This is a genomic window from Pseudomonas fungipugnans, assembly GCF_029955235.1.
In the GTDB taxonomy this organism is placed as follows: Bacteria; Pseudomonadota; Gammaproteobacteria; order Pseudomonadales; family Pseudomonadaceae; genus Aquipseudomonas; species Aquipseudomonas fungipugnans.
Genome location: NZ_JARBWL010000001.1, coordinates 3,464,185 through 3,479,506 on the forward strand (window position 1 = coordinate 3,464,185; position 15,322 = coordinate 3,479,506).

The following is a 15,322-nucleotide window of genomic DNA, read 5'->3' on the forward strand; positions in this document are numbered from 1 at the left end:
TGTGGGAGCGGGCTTGCCCGCGAAGGCGGTGGGTCAGTCAACGGCAATGGTGGCTGACGAATGGTGTGGCTAAGACAGTTGCTCCCACATTGGATCGTCGGTGAACACAAAATCTGTGAGCAACCGAGATAACCTGTGGGAGCGAGCCCGCTCGCGAAAGCGGTGGATCAGACAGCAGAAGGCCTACTTTTCAAACCCGCTCGAAGGAAACACATCACTCCCCCGCCACCGCCGAACCGAACGCTGGAAGAACAGGCTGTTCGGCACCTGCACCATGGCGCTCCCGGTGCCCGCTTCCTCGGCTTCGATCAGCGTGGTGTACAGCAGATTGATCGCCACCACCCGGCCTTTGACGCCAGGCTTGTCGAGGGTGTCCACCAACTCGACCACATCACCGATGCGGAACGGGCCGACGGTGAAGATCAGAATCGCGCACAACAGATTGGACAGCACGCTCCACATGGCGAAGAACGCCACGGCTGCCACGGCAACGAAGCCGGACAACGCGGTCCACAACACCGTCGCCGAAACGCCCAGGCGCTCCAGCACAAAGATCAGTGCACTGCCCATGATCAGCCAGCGCAACCCACCACGCAGGGGCATCAGCAACTGCGGCGGAAACGGGTAACGCTCGCCCAGACGGGTCAGGCCCTTGGCAACGAAGCGCTGGGCGAAGTAACCGGCCAGCAGGATCAGCAGGATTTGCACGCCGAGCAAGATCGGTTCGACCCATACCGCTGGCAACGGCAATTTGAAGGCGTCCATCAGGACAGCGCCTCCAGCTCCGCCTGCATGCTTTCCAGCAGTTCCAGCGCTTCCATCCAGGCTTCTTCCAGTTCCGCTTCACGCACTTTCAACCTGGCCTGTTCAGCCAGCAGGTCACGCAGTTCGTTCTTGCGCGCCGGCTCGTAGATATCGCTGTCGCCGAGGCTGGTATCGATTTTCGCCAGCTTCTCGTGCAGCTTGCCCAACTCGGCTTCGAGCTTGTCGGCTTCACGCTTGTGCGGTGCCAGTTGCTGACGCAACGCCGCCGCTGCCTGGCGCTGGGCCTTCTTGTCGGTCTTGTCCGGGTTCACCGGGGTGTTGCTGACCGGCGCGTTGCGCTGACGGTATTCCACCAGCCAGCGGGCATAGTCTTCGAGGTCGCCGTCGAACTCCTCGACCTTGCCGTCCGCCACCAGATAGAAATTGTCAGTGGTGCTTTTGAGCAAATGACGATCGTGGGAGACCACCAATACCGCGCCACTGAATTCCTGCAAGGCCATGGTCAGCGCCAGGCGCATTTCCAGGTCCAGGTGGTTGGTCGGTTCGTCGAGCAGCAACAGGTTAGGCCGCTCCCAGGCGATCAACGCCAGTGCCAGACGGGCCTTCTCGCCACCGGAGAAGTTCAGCACCGGCTCATCGATGCGCGCGCCACGGAAGTCGAAACCGCCGAGAAAATCGCGCAGGGTCTGCTCGCGCTCGGTCGGCGCCAGACGCTGCAAATGCAGCAACGGGCTGGCCTTGGAGTCGAGAGAATCCAGCTGATGCTGGGCGAAGTAGCCGACCACGGTGTTCTCGCCACGGGTCACGCGACCAGAGAGGGGTGTCAGCTCACCGCAGAGGTTTTTGATCAGGGTCGATTTACCGGCACCGTTCGGGCCGAGCAAGCCGATCCGCGCGCCGGGAGTCAGTTGCAGCTTGACCTTCTCCAGCACGGTTTTATCGCCATAGCCCAAACGCACATCGGACAGATCGATCAGCGGGCTGGAGATTTTCGTCGATTCACGGAAGACGAAGTCGAACGGCGAGTCGACGTGAGCGGCAGACAGTTCTTCCATCCGCTCCAGGGCCTTGATCCGGCTCTGGGCCTGGCGGGCCTTGGTCGCCTGCGCCTTGAAGCGGGCGATGTAGCTTTCCATGTGCGCCCGTTGCACCTGCTGCTTCTCGTAGGCCTGTTGCTGCTGGGCCAGACGTTCGGCGCGGGCGCGTTCGAAAGCGCTATAACCACCGCGATACAGGGTGATCTTGCGCTGATCGACATGGGCCACGTGATCGACCACGGCATCGAGGAAATCCCGGTCGTGGGAAATCAGCAACAAGGTGCCGGGGTAGCTTTTGAGCCAGTCCTCGAGCCAGATGATGGCGTCGAGGTCCAAGTGGTTGGTCGGTTCGTCGAGCAGCAACAGGTCGGAGGGGCACATCAATGCCTGCGCCAGATTCAGACGCATCCGCCAGCCACCGGAGAAATCTCCTACTTGCCGATCCATCTGCTCATTGGTGAACCCCAGGCCGGCCAGCAACTTGCGCGCCCGCGCATCGGCAGTGTAACCGTCGGCGCTGTCGAGTTCGGCATGCAGACGGGCCTGAGCGGCACCGTCATGGGCCGCTTCGGCGGCGGCGAGGTCACGTTGCACCTCACGCAGGCGCAGGTCACCATCGAGCACGTAGTCGACTGCGAGGCGATCGAGGGTGTCGATTTCCTGGCGCATGTGGGCGATGCGCCAGTCAGCCGGCAGGAAGCAGTCACCCGAGTCCGGGTGCAGTTCACCCAGAAGCAAGGCGAACAGGCTCGATTTGCCGGCGCCGTTGGCACCGATGAGGCCGGCTTTGTGGCCGGCGTGCAGGGTCAGCTCGGCGTCTTCTAGCAGACGTTGCGGGCCACGCTGTAAAGTCAGGTTCTGAAGTCGAATCATAATGGCGGCGGAGTCTACCAGCTTCGCTCGCAACTGGCGCGAGTAGCACTATGTCCTCTGACCTGTGGAGCTTTTCCCTGAACACGTACGCCCGCCCCGGCGTCGAAGCCACCTGCCTGGATTTGCAGGCGGCGGGAGTCAATGTGTGTCTGTTGTTGTGTGGACTGTGGTTGGAGCAGCGTGGCGTCACCTGCAACGAACAACGCTTGCAGCAACTTTTTCAGTTGGCCAGCCCTTGGGAACTGAACGTCGTGCGACCGCTTCGGTTTTTACGCACGCAATGGAAAACCGCCGCGGCGAATGATGTGCAACTCACTGCATTACGGGAACGGGTCAAATCGCTGGAGCTGGAAGCTGAACGGCATCTGTTACTGCAACTGGAACGTTGCGCACAGGATTGGCCGCAGGCTGAGGCGACCGGACTATCGGTCTGGCTTGAAGGTTTGGCGGCAGGCGCCGCCAACCTGAATCGCGATGCGCTGCATCAGCTGCGCATCGCGGTAACCGACACTTAGGAAGCGCTGGTCGGCGTAGTAGCGGTACTCGACGCAACTGCCGGAGTTGGCGCAGAGGTCGATGCCGAGGTGGAGGCTGGAGCAGATGGCGTGGTCGCTGTCGCTGGCTTGGCAACTGGGGCAGCAGCCGGTTTGGCAGTTGAAGCAGCGGCAGGCTTGGCGGCAACCGGCTTTTTCACGGCAGGCTTGGTTGCGGGTTTGGTGGCTGGCTTTGCAGCCGGCTTTGCAGCAACAGGCTTGGCTGCGGGTTTTGCAGCGGTCGCTGGTTTGGCAGCAGCTGTTTTTGCAACGGGCTTGGCCGCAGGTTTTGCCGCCGTCTTGGCTGCAGGTTTTGCAGCAGTTTTAACCGCGACAGGTTTGGCGGCCGGCTTGGCAGCAGGTTTCGCCGCCGCGGTTCTGGCAGTTGGTTTGGCGGCGGCCGGTTTTGCGGCAGCTTTGGCCGCTGGCTTGGCAGCCGTTCTCGCCGCCGGTTTTGCAGCTGCGGTTTTTGCCGCAACCGCTTTGGCGACAGGCTTGGCAGCAGTGGTTTTAGCGGCCGGTTTTGCCACGCTGGCAGCAGCCGTTCTTTTCGAAGCAGGTTTTGCAGCCGCTTTGACCGGCGCCTTGGTAGCCGGTTTGGCAGCAGCCTTGGCCGGTGCTTTGGCAGAAGTCGGCTTGGCAGCAGCTTTCTTGGCAGGTGCGGCAGCAGGCTTGGCCGAGCGCAGGTGCAACGCCTTGCCGACAGCCTCTTGTACACGACCAATGCCCTGGGCCAGTTTCAGGCTTTCCTGAGCATCACGCTTGAGTTGCAGAATGTAGCCCCGAGTATCGGATTGACGATCCTTGAGGGCATCGAGCAGGTCTTCAAGTTCTTTCACCGCGCCCTTGGCCTTGGCTTGAGCCTTGGCTTTGCCGGCCGCCGCAGCGTCCTGCAATTTGGTACGCGACTTGTGCAATTTTTCCTGCGCTTTTCCGCGCTGCTTTTCCAGCTTGGCGAGCAGTTTTTCAGCATCAGCCAAGGCTTCGGAACAAGCGGTTTCCAAATGTTCGAGCAGGCTGCCCGAGAGCTGTTGGAGTAAGTGCAACGGAGTGTTTACAGGCTTCTTGGTGGCCGACATGGTTTACCTCCTGGCTGACGTGGGTGCGGCTCATACTAGACCTCTGCTGCTACTGCCGCTAGGTCATGTTGACAGTATCCAAAGCACTGCGTTGCAACGGATTGAAAATGTTCTGCTCCTGGGTAAAACCAGTTCACCGTTGAAGCCGTTCCGACTGGCATAATCCACCGCATCTCAGGGGGGGAGATTGCCCATGTCGCGTTACTTTTTTTTATCACTGTTCCTGTTTTTTTCTGCCGCTCAGGCCGACGAAAAACCCACGGAAAATAACGCTCACGATCTCGCCTACAGCTTGGGTGCAAGCCTGGGCGAACGCTTGCGCCTGGAGGTTCCGGACCTGCAACTGGCGGCGCTGATCGAAGGTTTGCAACAGGCTTATCAAGGCAAGCCCCTGGCACTGAAAGACGCGCAGATCGAACAGATTCTGGCCGAGCACGAAGCCCAGGTCGCCGAGCAACCCGCCGTGCCGCAAAGTGAAGTGGCCATGGAAAAGGAGCAGCGTTTTCTCACCGAAGAAAAAGCCAGACCGGGCGTTCGCGAATTGGGCGACGGGATTCTGCTGACGGAACTGACGCCAGGCACGGGCGCCAAGGCCGGGCCGAATGGCAAGGTGCAGGTGCTTTATATCGGTCGCTTGCCGGACGGCACGGTGTTCGACCAGAACAGCCAGCCGCAATGGTTCAGCCTCGATAGCGTGATCACTGGCTGGCGTACCGCGCTGCAAAACATGCCGGTGGGCGCGAAGTGGCGACTGGTGATTCCATCGGCTCAGGCTTATGGCGCCGACGGTGCCGGCGACCTGATCGCACCGTTCACACCGCTGGTATTCGAAGTGGAATTGCGCGGCGCTACCAGTTGAACGACGGAAACGAAAAACGGTGCGCAATGCGCACCGTTTTCAGTTTGTTGCAGCAAGACGCAATCTTGCAGGAAAGAGTTCAAGCCTGAGCCGTATCTTCTTCCTTGTGAGCGGTGTGCAGCACTTCGATCAGACAGTCTTCCAGCTCGAAACGCTCGTGCAACAGGCCACCCAGCTCTTTGAATTTTTCCGCCACACACTTGCCTTCATCGCACAGATCGTTGAACGCGAGCAGTTTCTCGGTAATGACGTCGATACGCGGATAGATCGTCTCGGCCAGCTCCAGACCGCGGGTATCGCCAAAAGCCTTGGCCTCTCCGGTCAGCTGTTCGTAGATTTCGAAATGCCCGGCGGACACATAGTCGACCAACACACCACAGAACTCCTGCAACGGCGTGCGGTTCTCGCTCAGTGCCTCAGGCTTGGCGCCGAGAGCATCATAAGCCCGAACCAGTTCGTGACGCTCCTGCAACCAGCGATCGATCAGCAGATGCACTCCACCCCAGCGTTCCTGAGCATTCTGACAACTTTCGAGCATGGTGATCTCTCTTCCCTTGTGGGTCATGCTGCCCTACACCTGCCGCGCACTTGAGGGTCAAGAGCCGGTCAGGCAGAGCGCCATCGAGCAACATAATTCCAATGACACGTGCGGGCCAGATTATGCCCGCGCGACTGTGGCTTCAAGGTACGCAGGAGATAAAGTTCATACAAGTGTTTAATCGCCCACCCGCGCCCGGTGCGACGACACGCCGCTGGACGGTCACCGGCAAGCGATCCAGACAAGACGCAGCAACTGATAAACCGTCAGGATCAGCAGCGCAACGAAGAACAGCAGGCTCCACTCCGGGATGCTCAGGTCGAACAGGGTCCAGGAAATCTCCGCGCAATCGATGTCCCCCTTGAACCAGCGCTGCAAGGCACACATCCACTGCGCGCTTGAAGACAACGTACCCGGCTCGGGCGAGCAGTCGGCAAATTGCTCAGGGTCACTTTGCAGCAATACCTGCCTCCAGGCCGTAACAGTACCGCCCAGGCAGGCCAGCAGAGCGAGCATCCAGTAAACAAAAGAACCGAGGCGCTGCGGACCGTGTACCGACGCCAGCAGGCAAACACCCGTCAGCACTACCAGGAAAACCCGCTGCACCAGGCACAGTCCGCACGGCGTCAGGCCAATCGCATATTCGAGGTACCAGGAAGCTCCCAAGGCCAGGGTACCCGCCATGAAAACCATGAAGAACAAGGAGCGTGAGCAGGCCAAAGACATGGCTTATCCGTAACAAAAGAGACAAGCAGTTACGGTAGAGGAAAGCGCGCCAGCCTTTCAAGGCGGCCAGCCACGGACACTTCACCAGAGGCGTAGGGAATTCCCGACAGGAGCGAGAGGATTGAATGTAATTCTTTGTAGGAGATTGCCAGCCAAGGACTGCAAAGGCTAAACACTCGACAATAAAACACACATTGTGTGGCGGGGGAGCATGCTCCCTCGCCACCGGTGAAGACAGTTGTCAGACGCGGGTAGGCACCGGCAGCGGTGCTGCCAGCAAGCGCTCATCGAGCAACACCAGGCCTTCCTGGAACAGCTGGTTACTGCGCTCGGTGTCACCGAGCTGCGCCAGCAACCGCGCAAGTTCCGCACAGGCTTCTGGGTTACGCTGCAAACGCAGACTGCTTTCCAGATAATCCCGGGCTTTACCCCACAGGCTGCTTTGAAGGCATAGACGACCCAAGGTCAGCAACAGGCTTGGGTCCGCCGGATGTGCCTTGAGCCAACCCTCGGCTGTTTGCAGTTGCCGCGCCGGATCGCTACCGCGAACCAGACCGTACAAGCGGGCAAGATGGCTGTCGTAGTTGCGCTTGAGTGCGGCCCGCAGAACTTCTTCGGCTTCGACCTGCGCCCCCAGTTGCCGTAGCTGCTCGGCATAGGCCAGCACCAGCTGCGGCTCCTGACGCTGGGGCGAGGTAAGTTGCTCCCACGAACGCTTGAGAGACTGCAACCGCGCGGCTCCGTCCTCTTCGCGGTGCGCGGCCAGGCTGAGATTTGCACCCCAGGCCCGACGCTCCAGTTCCGCCAGTTCTGTCGACGGCAGGACCTTGTCCTTGCGCAGTTCCGGCAGCAGGCGAATCACTGCCGGCCAGTCGCCGCGCTGCTGATGCAGACGCTGCAACTGGCGCAGGGTCTGCACGCTATGCGGGTGACGCTCATGCATGGCTTGCAGGGTTGCCAAGGCGCCATCCGTGTCACCGCGATCGGTCTGCAATTGTGCGTGGCTCAAGGCAATCGCCAGTTCGGCCTGGGGTTGGCGCTCAAGCGCGCGCTCCAGCAGGCTGTCGCATTCCTCGTAATGACCCTGTTCGTTCGCCGCACGCGCGGCGCCGAGGTAGTACAGCAGCGGCTGGCGTTCGGCCTCGGCAGCGCGATGCAGATGGCGCTGGGCACTGGCCCAGCGTCCTTCGGCAAGGTCCAGCTGACCGTGTTCAATCGCCACTTGCACCCGCCGACTGCGGTTGCGCCGCGACCACGGATTGACCACACCACTTGAGGTCGTGACCAGTTCGATCAGCGCCTTGATTCCCCAGAACACCAGCCACAACACGGCCACCAGCGCCAGGGTTGCCCACAGGCTCGACTCGTAACGGAAGCTCTTGTAGGCGATCAGCACGTAACCGGAATGCTCGGCAATCGCCAGCCCCAACGCCGCTGCGGCCGCGATGACCAGGAACAGGATCACGTAGAGGCGTTTCATGGCGTGGCCTCCTGCGCCGTGTTAGTGGCGGGTCTGGCCATTGGCTTGATGGAGTCCTCGGCATTGACGTTACGCCGCTCGAGATAAGCCTGAACCGCGCTCAGCGTGCCGGTCAGATCAGGCGTAACCACCGTCACCGGTTGCTTGCCCAGTTCGCCCACCTGCTCAAGCATCACTTTGCTTTGCGGGTTGTCCGGGTTGAAGTTGCCCTTGAGCACATCCCGCGCCTCCGTCAACGCTTGGGTGTACACCGGCGCCTGACCATTGAGCGCCGCCCACTGCGCTTGTTCCAGTGCCAGACTAAGGGCCAGACGCACTTGGCTCAGGCCCTGGCCGGCCAGCAACGGGCGCACATTTTTATCGGCGTTGAAATCAATGCGGATGTAACGTGAAATCTTGTCCCACCACTGCTCCCAACGGCTCGCGCCATCGCCGTCGGCAGTCAGGCCGAGCAGGGATTCGCCGTGGTCTTTGTATTCGGGTGCCAGTTCCGTCAGGTTGATCACCTGATCACGCAAGGCGCCCAATTGCAGGAACAGCCCGGTGCGGTCCGGCTGCTCTGTGCTGCGCAGCGCCACCAGGGTTTTCGCCACTTGTTCGCGGGCGGCAAAGGAACCGGGGTCGTTTTGTTCACGAAGAATTTCGTCGGCGCCCTGCACCAGTGCCTGAGCGCTGCTGATGTCCTGCAGGGCCGACAGACGCAGGCTGGCCAGACGCAGCAAGTGCTCGGCCTCAGCCAGACGCCAGTCCTTGCGGCTGGCACCCAGGACGGTTTCCAGACGCTGGTTCAAGCGCTGCTGATCGCCTTGCAACTGCGTCACCAGGCGACTGCGGGCATCCAGTTCTTCGGCGGCGGGCAGCTGCTCCAGGCGCGCAGTCAAGCGCTGGTCGTTAAGCTTCAAACTCTGGGCCTGATCATTCAAGGCCTGGAACTGGTTCAACTGCTGCTGGCTCTCGGCTTGCAGGTGACGCACCTGCCAGACACCCCAACCGCCCACCGCGACACCCGCGGCGCCCAGCAACAATGCGACGATTGCCAGGCCATTGCCTCGACGCTGCACGACCGCAGGTGGAGGAGTTTCAACGGGTGCGTCCAGCACGGGTTGGGCATCATCTTTCGGCAAGGCTGTTTCGCTCACGTATCCATCCTTTGCATTAGAGAACGGGCACGGGGTGCTCCCGTAACGCCGTCAGCAAAGCCGTGGCACTGGCGCCACGACAATCCACAACTGTTTGAGCCCCGGCGGCATGTGCCAGCTCGGCGACTCTGGGGCTTGGAACAAACAACGGCAGTTGCGCCAATCGGGGCCAGGCATCGCCGGCCAATTGCCGCAGGTGCACAAAACCCTGTCCACTGCTGACCACCAGCCCGTTCAAGCGTTCCGCTTCGATCCGGTCCGGCAGCACCGCCGTCGCGTAGTGCGGCAGGCTACGACGATACAGTTCCAGATACTCGACACTAGCACCAAGCTCGCGCAAACGCTCAGCGAGCAGTTCACGCCCGCCTTCTCCGCGCAGGATCAAGACCCTCGCCCCAGGCTGCGCAATAGCCTCGCGCAAAGCCGCAAGTTCAAGCAAGGCTTCGCTGTCGTCGCCATCCGCCGGGAAGCTGACATCCAGACCATGATCATCAAGAATCTGCGCGGTTGCGGCGCCCACGGTGAACCATTTCAGGCGCGGTGGCTGCGGCCAGTACTGGCTGACAAGCTCAACGCCGATTCTGGCTGCTGGCTTGCTGACCACAATCACCGCGCAGTAGTGATCCAGATCCTGAATCACTTTGCGCATTGTGTCAGAGGCTGCAACTGGCGCTATTTCCAAAAGCGGCAGACAACTGCTGAAAATCCCGTTTTCGGCCAGTACGTTACTCAGCGCCACCGATTCGTCGGCGGGGCGCGTAAGCAGCAGGCGCCAGTCTGTCACTCGTGACCTGCCTCGCCGTACACCGCTTTCAGAATATCGTCGGCGCCCTGACTCAGCAGATCTTCGGCGACTCGCACGCCCAAGGCTTCGGCATCACTGCGCGGCGCACGGGCGTCGGCACTGAGCAGCAGGCCGCCACTCGGGTCACCGACCAGACCACGCAACCAGATCTGCTCGCCTTCGAGCACGGCGTAGCAGGCGATTGGTACCTGGCAGCCGCCATTCAAGTGTTTGTTGAGCGCACGTTCGGCGGTGACGCGGGTAGCCGTGTCTACATGGTGCAGCGGGGCCAGCAGGGCGTGGATTTCGCTGTCGGCAGTGCGGCATTCGATACCCACCGCACCTTGGCCACCGGCCGGCAAACTGTCGTCGACGCTGATTGCCGAGGTGATGCGATCCTCGAAGCCCAGACGAATCAAACCCGCCGCCGCGAGAATAATGGCGTCGTATTCGCCCGCATCGAGTTTGGCCAACCGAGTATTGACGTTGCCGCGCAGGAAGCGGATTTGCAGATCCGGTCGGCGGGTCAGCAACTGGGCCTGACGGCGCAGGCTGGAGGTGCCGACGATGCTGCCCTCTGGCAGGGCGTCGAGGCTGGCATAGGTGTTGGAGACGAAGGCATCGCGCGGGTCTTCGCGCTCGCAGATGCAATACAGGCCAAGGCCTTCAGGGAAGTCCATCGGCACATCTTTCATCGAGTGCACGGCGATGTCGGCTTCGTGTTCCAGCAACGCGGTTTCCAGTTCCTTGACGAACAGGCCCTTGCCGCCGATTTTCGACAGCGGCGAGTCCAGCAGCTTGTCGCCGCGACTGACCATGGGCACCAGCGTCACCAGAAGACCAGGATGAGCCTGTTCCAGACGAGCCTTGACGTATTCGGCCTGCCAGAGGGCCAGAGCACTTTTGCGGGTGGCGATGCGGATTTCGCGAGAGGACATGGATCAATCCGTACTGAATAGATACGGCGGATAATAACAGCTCAGCCAAATCCACTTTGACTTGTATCAGAAACTGCGCGGCCTCCCTGGCCTTGAACGTCCGGGTATTGAGTAGTGAGTCCGCCGATAAGCAGCGGATTAAAGCTGTTGCATCATCTTGCGCACGCCCGCCACATGACGCCGGCTGACAATCAGCGCATCGCCATTAAGGCCTTTGAGAAACAGCTGGAAGTGCCCCAGCGGCGTACGTTGCAAGCGTTCGATACGTTCACGGGCGACCAGGGCGTTGCGGTGGATACGCACGAAACGGTCACCAAATTCGTCTTCAAGGGCCTTGAGCGGCTCGTCCAGCAGCACTTCGCCGCCTTCGTGGCGCAAGGTCACGTACTTGTGGTCGGCGATGAAATAGACCACCTGACCCAAGGGAATCAGTTCGATGCCTTTGCGGGTGCGGGCACTGATATGGCTGCGTGGACCGCTACCGGTTTCGGCGGCTGGACGGGTCAGGGCAGCGAGCTGGATACGATTGGGGCGCTCGGCCTTCTTCAAGGCTTCAAGCAGTTGCTCGGCGCGAAGCGGTTTGAGCAGATAACCGACGCCACTGGCCTGCAAGGCTTCAATGGCAAATTCTTCGGGGCTGGTGCAAAACACCACGGCGGGCGGTGATTCGCGCTCGCACAACCGGGCAGCCACCTGCAGGCCGTCGAGGCCGGGCATGCGGATATCGAGCAAAACGATATCCGGCTTATGGCTGTCGATCAGCGCCAACGCCTCTTCGCCGTTCGTGGCGCTGGGCTCCAGGACACTGTATCCCTCGAGCTCGCCGACCATGCGGTTCAGGCGCTCGCGGACCAGGGGTTCGTCATCAACGATCAGGACATTCATATTGCGCTGGATTCCTGCGTGAGTCTCGCACAAGGATAGCGTAGACAGGTGAAGTGACATCCGTCACCGCGATCCACGCTAAGACTGGCGCGAGGGCCAAAAAGTGCCGCGAGACCAGCGGCTAAATTTTCATCTGCCGGGCACTGGGCGGCCCGGGCCTGCGTTCGCGAGGCGTCGCCATAGGGTTTGCCGATACACAATATGAACACCCCCCTCTTCTTATAGTCAGCCGCCGTTCTAAACGCACGCTGTTCTACTGTCCAACTGTAGACGGTTGCCGGGACGATATTGCTCAATTGAAAAATATCGTTGCGCATTTTCCGCAGGCTTCGCCTCGAGTATGGCCCCAGTGATGAGAAAAAAACGTATCGACCAGTGTCAGCGACAGGATTGGCAACCCTGTTATTATTCGCAACAGCTTTAAACGCCATCTTTCTTCAGCCGATACGAGCGAATTCATGAGCACTGACAAGACCAATCAGTCCTGGGGCGGCCGCTTCAGTGAACCCGTGGACGCCTTCGTCGCCCGCTTCACCGCCTCCGTCACCTTCGACCAGCGCCTGTATCGCCACGACATCATGGGCTCCATCGCCCACGCCACGATGCTGGCCAAGGTCGGCGTGCTGACCGATGCAGAGCGCGACAGCATTGCCGATGGCCTGAAGACCATCCAGGGCGAAATCGAGGCCGGCCAGTTCGACTGGCGCATCGACCTGGAAGACGTGCACATGAACATCGAAGCGCGCCTGACCGACCGCATCGGCGTGACCGGTAAAAAGCTCCACACCGGCCGTAGCCGGAATGACCAGGTCGCCACCGACATCCGTCTGTGGCTGCGCGACGAGATCGACCTGATCCTGGCCGAAATCACTCGCCTGCAAAAAGGCCTGCTGGAACAGGCCGAGCGCGAAGCCGGCAGCATCATGCCTGGCTTCACGCACCTGCAAACCGCACAGCCAGTGACCTTCGGGCATCACATGCTGGCCTGGTTCGAAATGCTCAGCCGCGACTACGAGCGTCTGGTGGATTGCCGCAAGCGCACCAACCGCATGCCGCTGGGCAGCGCCGCGCTGGCGGGCACCACCTACCCGATCGATCGCGAATACACCGCGCAGTTGCTGGGCTTCGACGCCGTCGGTGGCAACTCGCTGGACAACGTCTCGGACCGCGACTTCGCCATCGAATTCTGCTCGGCCGCCAGCATCGCGATGATGCACCTGTCGCGCTTCTCCGAAGAGCTGGTGCTGTGGACCAGCGCGCAATTCCAGTTCATCGATCTGCCGGACCGCTTCTGCACTGGCAGCTCGATCATGCCGCAAAAGAAGAACCCGGACGTGCCGGAGCTGGTTCGCGGCAAGACTGGCCGCGTGTTTGGCGCACTGATGGGCCTGCTGACCCTGATGAAAGGCCAGCCGCTGGCCTACAACAAGGACAACCAGGAAGACAAGGAACCGCTGTTCGACGCCGCCGACACCCTGCGCGATTCGCTGCGGGCATTTGCCGACATGATCCCGGCGATCAAACCCAAGCACGCGGTGATGCGCGAAGCAGCCCTGCGTGGCTTCTCAACCGCCACTGACCTGGCGGACTACCTGGTACGCCGTGGCCTGCCGTTCCGCGACTGCCACGAAATCGTTGGCCACGCGGTGAAATACGGCGTGGAAAGCGGCAAGGACCTGGCCGAAATGAGCCTGGAAGAACTGCGCAAGTTCAGCGACCAGATCGATCAGGACGTATTTGCGGTGCTGACCCTGGAAGGCTCGGTGAATGCGCGCGACCATATCGGCGGGACTGCGCCGGCGCAGGTCAAGAAGGCTGTGGCGCGCGGTCAGGCGCTGATCGCAATCCGCTAAATCGCCAAGAGCTTCGCGAGCAGGCTCGCCCCCACATTGGATCTGCGTCGTACACAAAATCTGTGTTCACTGAAGATCCAATGTGGGCGCGGGCCCGCTCGCGAATGCAATCTTGAGAACGCTGCAAAACCTTACTTCTTGCTCGCAACCATCTCCAGGAACGCCGGCATCGCCGCCTCCTTGTCCCTGGCAATCCGCTGCACATGCGGGTTCTGCTCCAGCCGCTCCAGCAACGCCTTCGCCGCTGGTATCTCGGCCAGCAAATCAATCCCGAACAGCTTCTGCCCCACGGCACAGGCCAGCGGCACGCTGTACAAAAAGTAAACATCGGCAATGCTCAGACTGTCGCCCGCCACATAAGGGGCAAACTTGCCGTGCCTGCCCAACGAGGCAAACCCGAGCAGCAACTCGGCCTTGGTCTTGTCCTTGATCGCATCCGGCACCGGCATGCCGAAAAACGCTTCGCCATAGCAAGCACGGCCCGGCAACTCGATATACAGCTCGATCTCCTTGGCCAGCGCCAGCACCTGCGAGCGAGCAAACGGATCTTTCGGCAGCAGTGGCGTGCCTGCCTGGCTCTGCTCAATGTACTCGAGAATCACCGCCGTTTCGTTGATAAAGCCCTGATCGATGCCCAGTACCGGCACCTTGCCGCGCGGGCTGATGGCCAGCGCCTCGGGACTTGGCCCCGGGTAAAACAGCACTTCTTCGAACGGCAAGCCCTTCTCCAGCAGCGCCAGTTTCACCATGTTGTAGTAGTTGCTGACGGAAAATCCATAAAGCTTGAGCATCACAAAGCCTCCAGGCCGTGCGGGGTTGGCAGTGGCTGTTTATAGAACGCTGCAGCGTTTCTTGCCAGCAGCATCACAGCGCTGAATGCAGGTAAACTGGCTGCCTTAACTTGAGGAGCCTGCCATGAGCGAGCCAACTGATATCGAAATGGACGAAGAAGAGTTCGCCGAGAACACCCTGATCGAAGCGATTGAGAACCAGATCGAAAGTGACAATCCACCAGCGGCGAAGGCAACGTTCAACAAGTTGACCCTGGTCGGCTACGAGCGTGAAGAAATTCTCAACCTGATGGCCCACGTGCTGGCAGTGGAAATCGACGCAATCCTCGAAGAAGACCGCGCGTTCAATACCCAATGGTATGAAACAGCCCTGCGTGCGCTGCCTGAGTTGCCGCCGGAAAAGAAGTAAGCCCTGCCTGACAAAACGGGCTCTTGGGGCGAGGGAGCTTGCTCCCTCGCCACAGATGGCCATCCACACACAGATTGTCACTAATCCTTCCTGCCTTGCCCCAGACCCTGACTACACTGCAACGCACCCCGCTGCCGCACCTCCCGCCGGGGAACGCATCCCGAGGCGAAAAACCCTGCTTCCAGCACTGGACATGCCGCGCAAGTGGGCTCACCTTAGGAGCGCTATCGACCAATTCCTAGAAAGTCTGGAGTCCTTATGTCGCTTACCCCTGAGCTGGTTGCCGAACTGGAAATCCTCGCACTCTTCAACCTGGACAGTTCCCAGGAAGGTTTGAAAATTCATCAGACCGCTGCCCCGAAAGCCATTGCTGCTGCCCAACGCCTGTTTGAGAAAGAGCTGATCGACCAGCCCGATGGTGGTTATCTGACCAGCCTGGGTCGTGACGCCGCGCAAAATGTGCAAACCCTGTTGACCATTCTCAGCGTCGAAGAAACCGCCTGATCCATACCGAATCGCCCACGGAAACCCCTGTTACGGGATTTCCGCGGGCCATCTGTCGCCACGCGATAGAAATCTGACGCCAGAAATACAAATACAGCTTAAAAGTCCAAGGGCCGAGGCGCTAAACTG

General features: G+C 60.5%; 16 protein-coding genes. 5 read left to right on the forward strand and 11 right to left on the reverse strand.

What is annotated here, in order from left to right; all coding sequences use genetic code 11:
• Positions 1-183 precede the first annotated feature (183 nt).
• Both POF45_RS14790 and POF45_RS14795 read right to left on the reverse strand, forming a co-directional pair.
• Positions 184-765 carry a mechanosensitive ion channel family protein gene (locus POF45_RS14790; RefSeq protein ID WP_259497453.1) on the reverse strand — a complete coding sequence of 194 codons (582 nt, stop codon included), beginning with the start codon at positions 763-765 and terminating at the stop codon, positions 184-186.
• Positions 765-2,675: an ATP-binding cassette domain-containing protein gene (locus POF45_RS14795; protein ID WP_282315963.1), complete on the reverse strand. Its 1,911-nt coding sequence runs from the start codon at positions 2,673-2,675 to the stop codon at positions 765-767. The genes POF45_RS14790 and POF45_RS14795 overlap by 1 nt, the downstream gene beginning before the upstream one ends.
• A gap of 50 nt (positions 2,676-2,725) precedes the next feature.
• Here POF45_RS14795 and POF45_RS14800 point away from each other — a divergent pair, with 50 nt between their 5' ends.
• Complete coding sequence (locus tag POF45_RS14800) at positions 2,726-3,190, forward strand: TIGR02444 family protein (RefSeq protein WP_282315964.1); 465 nt, start codon at positions 2,726-2,728, stop codon at positions 3,188-3,190.
• Here POF45_RS14800 and POF45_RS14805 read toward each other — a convergent pair.
• Positions 3,187-4,287: an AlgP family protein gene (locus tag POF45_RS14805; protein ID WP_282315965.1), complete on the reverse strand. Its 1,101-nt coding sequence runs from the start codon at positions 4,285-4,287 to the stop codon at positions 3,187-3,189. The two genes, POF45_RS14800 and POF45_RS14805, sit on opposite strands and share 4 nt — an antisense overlap.
• Before the next feature lie 193 nt (positions 4,288-4,480).
• Here POF45_RS14805 and POF45_RS14810 point away from each other — a divergent pair, with 193 nt between their 5' ends.
• Positions 4,481-5,146: an FKBP-type peptidyl-prolyl cis-trans isomerase gene (locus POF45_RS14810; RefSeq protein ID WP_259497460.1), complete on the forward strand. Its 666-nt coding sequence runs from the start codon at positions 4,481-4,483 to the stop codon at positions 5,144-5,146.
• 79 nt (positions 5,147-5,225) lie between these two features.
• Here POF45_RS14810 and rsd read toward each other — a convergent pair whose 3' ends face one another.
• From rsd to POF45_RS14845, 7 genes are all read right to left on the reverse strand, one after another.
• Positions 5,226-5,684 carry a sigma D regulator gene (rsd, locus tag POF45_RS14815; RefSeq protein ID WP_282315966.1) on the reverse strand — a complete coding sequence of 153 codons (459 nt, stop codon included), beginning with the start codon at positions 5,682-5,684 and terminating at the stop codon, positions 5,226-5,228.
• Between the two features lie 222 nt (positions 5,685-5,906).
• Positions 5,907-6,410 (reverse strand): disulfide bond formation protein B, encoded by a 504-nt coding sequence (locus POF45_RS14820; protein ID WP_259497464.1) that lies wholly within the window; start codon positions 6,408-6,410, stop codon positions 5,907-5,909.
• Positions 6,411-6,651: 241 nt separating this feature from the next.
• Entirely contained in the window at positions 6,652-7,890 is a 1,239-nt protein-coding gene (locus POF45_RS14825; RefSeq protein WP_259497467.1) for a heme biosynthesis protein HemY, read from the reverse strand.
• Complete coding sequence (locus tag POF45_RS14830; RefSeq protein ID WP_259497469.1) at positions 7,887-9,029, reverse strand: uroporphyrinogen-III C-methyltransferase; 1,143 nt, start codon at positions 9,027-9,029, stop codon at positions 7,887-7,889. The genes POF45_RS14825 and POF45_RS14830 overlap by 4 nt, the downstream gene beginning before the upstream one ends.
• 16 nt (positions 9,030-9,045) lie before the next feature.
• Positions 9,046-9,813: a uroporphyrinogen-III synthase gene (locus POF45_RS14835; RefSeq protein ID WP_259497471.1), complete on the reverse strand. Its 768-nt coding sequence runs from the start codon at positions 9,811-9,813 to the stop codon at positions 9,046-9,048.
• On the reverse strand, positions 9,810-10,751 hold the full coding sequence (gene hemC, locus POF45_RS14840; RefSeq protein ID WP_259497473.1) for a hydroxymethylbilane synthase: 942 nt from the start codon (positions 10,749-10,751) through the stop codon (positions 9,810-9,812). Before hemC ends, POF45_RS14835 begins: the two co-directional genes overlap by 4 nt.
• Before the next feature lie 138 nt (positions 10,752-10,889).
• A complete protein-coding gene (locus POF45_RS14845) occupies positions 10,890-11,636 on the reverse strand; it encodes a LytR/AlgR family response regulator transcription factor (protein ID WP_259497475.1) in 747 nt (248 codons plus the stop codon).
• Between the two features lie 458 nt (positions 11,637-12,094).
• Between POF45_RS14845 and argH the strand changes: the two genes are divergently transcribed.
• On the forward strand, positions 12,095-13,489 hold the full coding sequence (gene argH, locus POF45_RS14850) for an argininosuccinate lyase (RefSeq protein ID WP_259497477.1): 1,395 nt from the start codon (positions 12,095-12,097) through the stop codon (positions 13,487-13,489).
• Between the two features lie 131 nt (positions 13,490-13,620).
• On the opposite strand, the gene POF45_RS14855 is transcribed toward argH, so the two are convergent.
• On the reverse strand, positions 13,621-14,280 hold the full coding sequence (locus tag POF45_RS14855) for a glutathione S-transferase family protein (RefSeq protein WP_259497479.1): 660 nt from the start codon (positions 14,278-14,280) through the stop codon (positions 13,621-13,623).
• Positions 14,281-14,404: 124 nt separating this feature from the next.
• Here POF45_RS14855 and POF45_RS14860 point away from each other — a divergent pair, with 124 nt between their 5' ends.
• Both POF45_RS14860 and POF45_RS14865 read left to right on the forward strand, forming a co-directional pair.
• The gene (locus POF45_RS14860) at positions 14,405-14,689 is read left to right on the forward strand and encodes a hypothetical protein (protein WP_259497481.1); all 285 of its coding nucleotides are present in this window, start codon (positions 14,405-14,407) and stop codon (positions 14,687-14,689) included.
• Positions 14,690-14,947: 258 nt separating this feature from the next.
• A complete protein-coding gene (locus POF45_RS14865; protein ID WP_007942381.1) occupies positions 14,948-15,193 on the forward strand; it encodes a TIGR02647 family protein in 246 nt (81 codons plus the stop codon).
• Positions 15,194-15,322 lie beyond the last annotated feature (129 nt).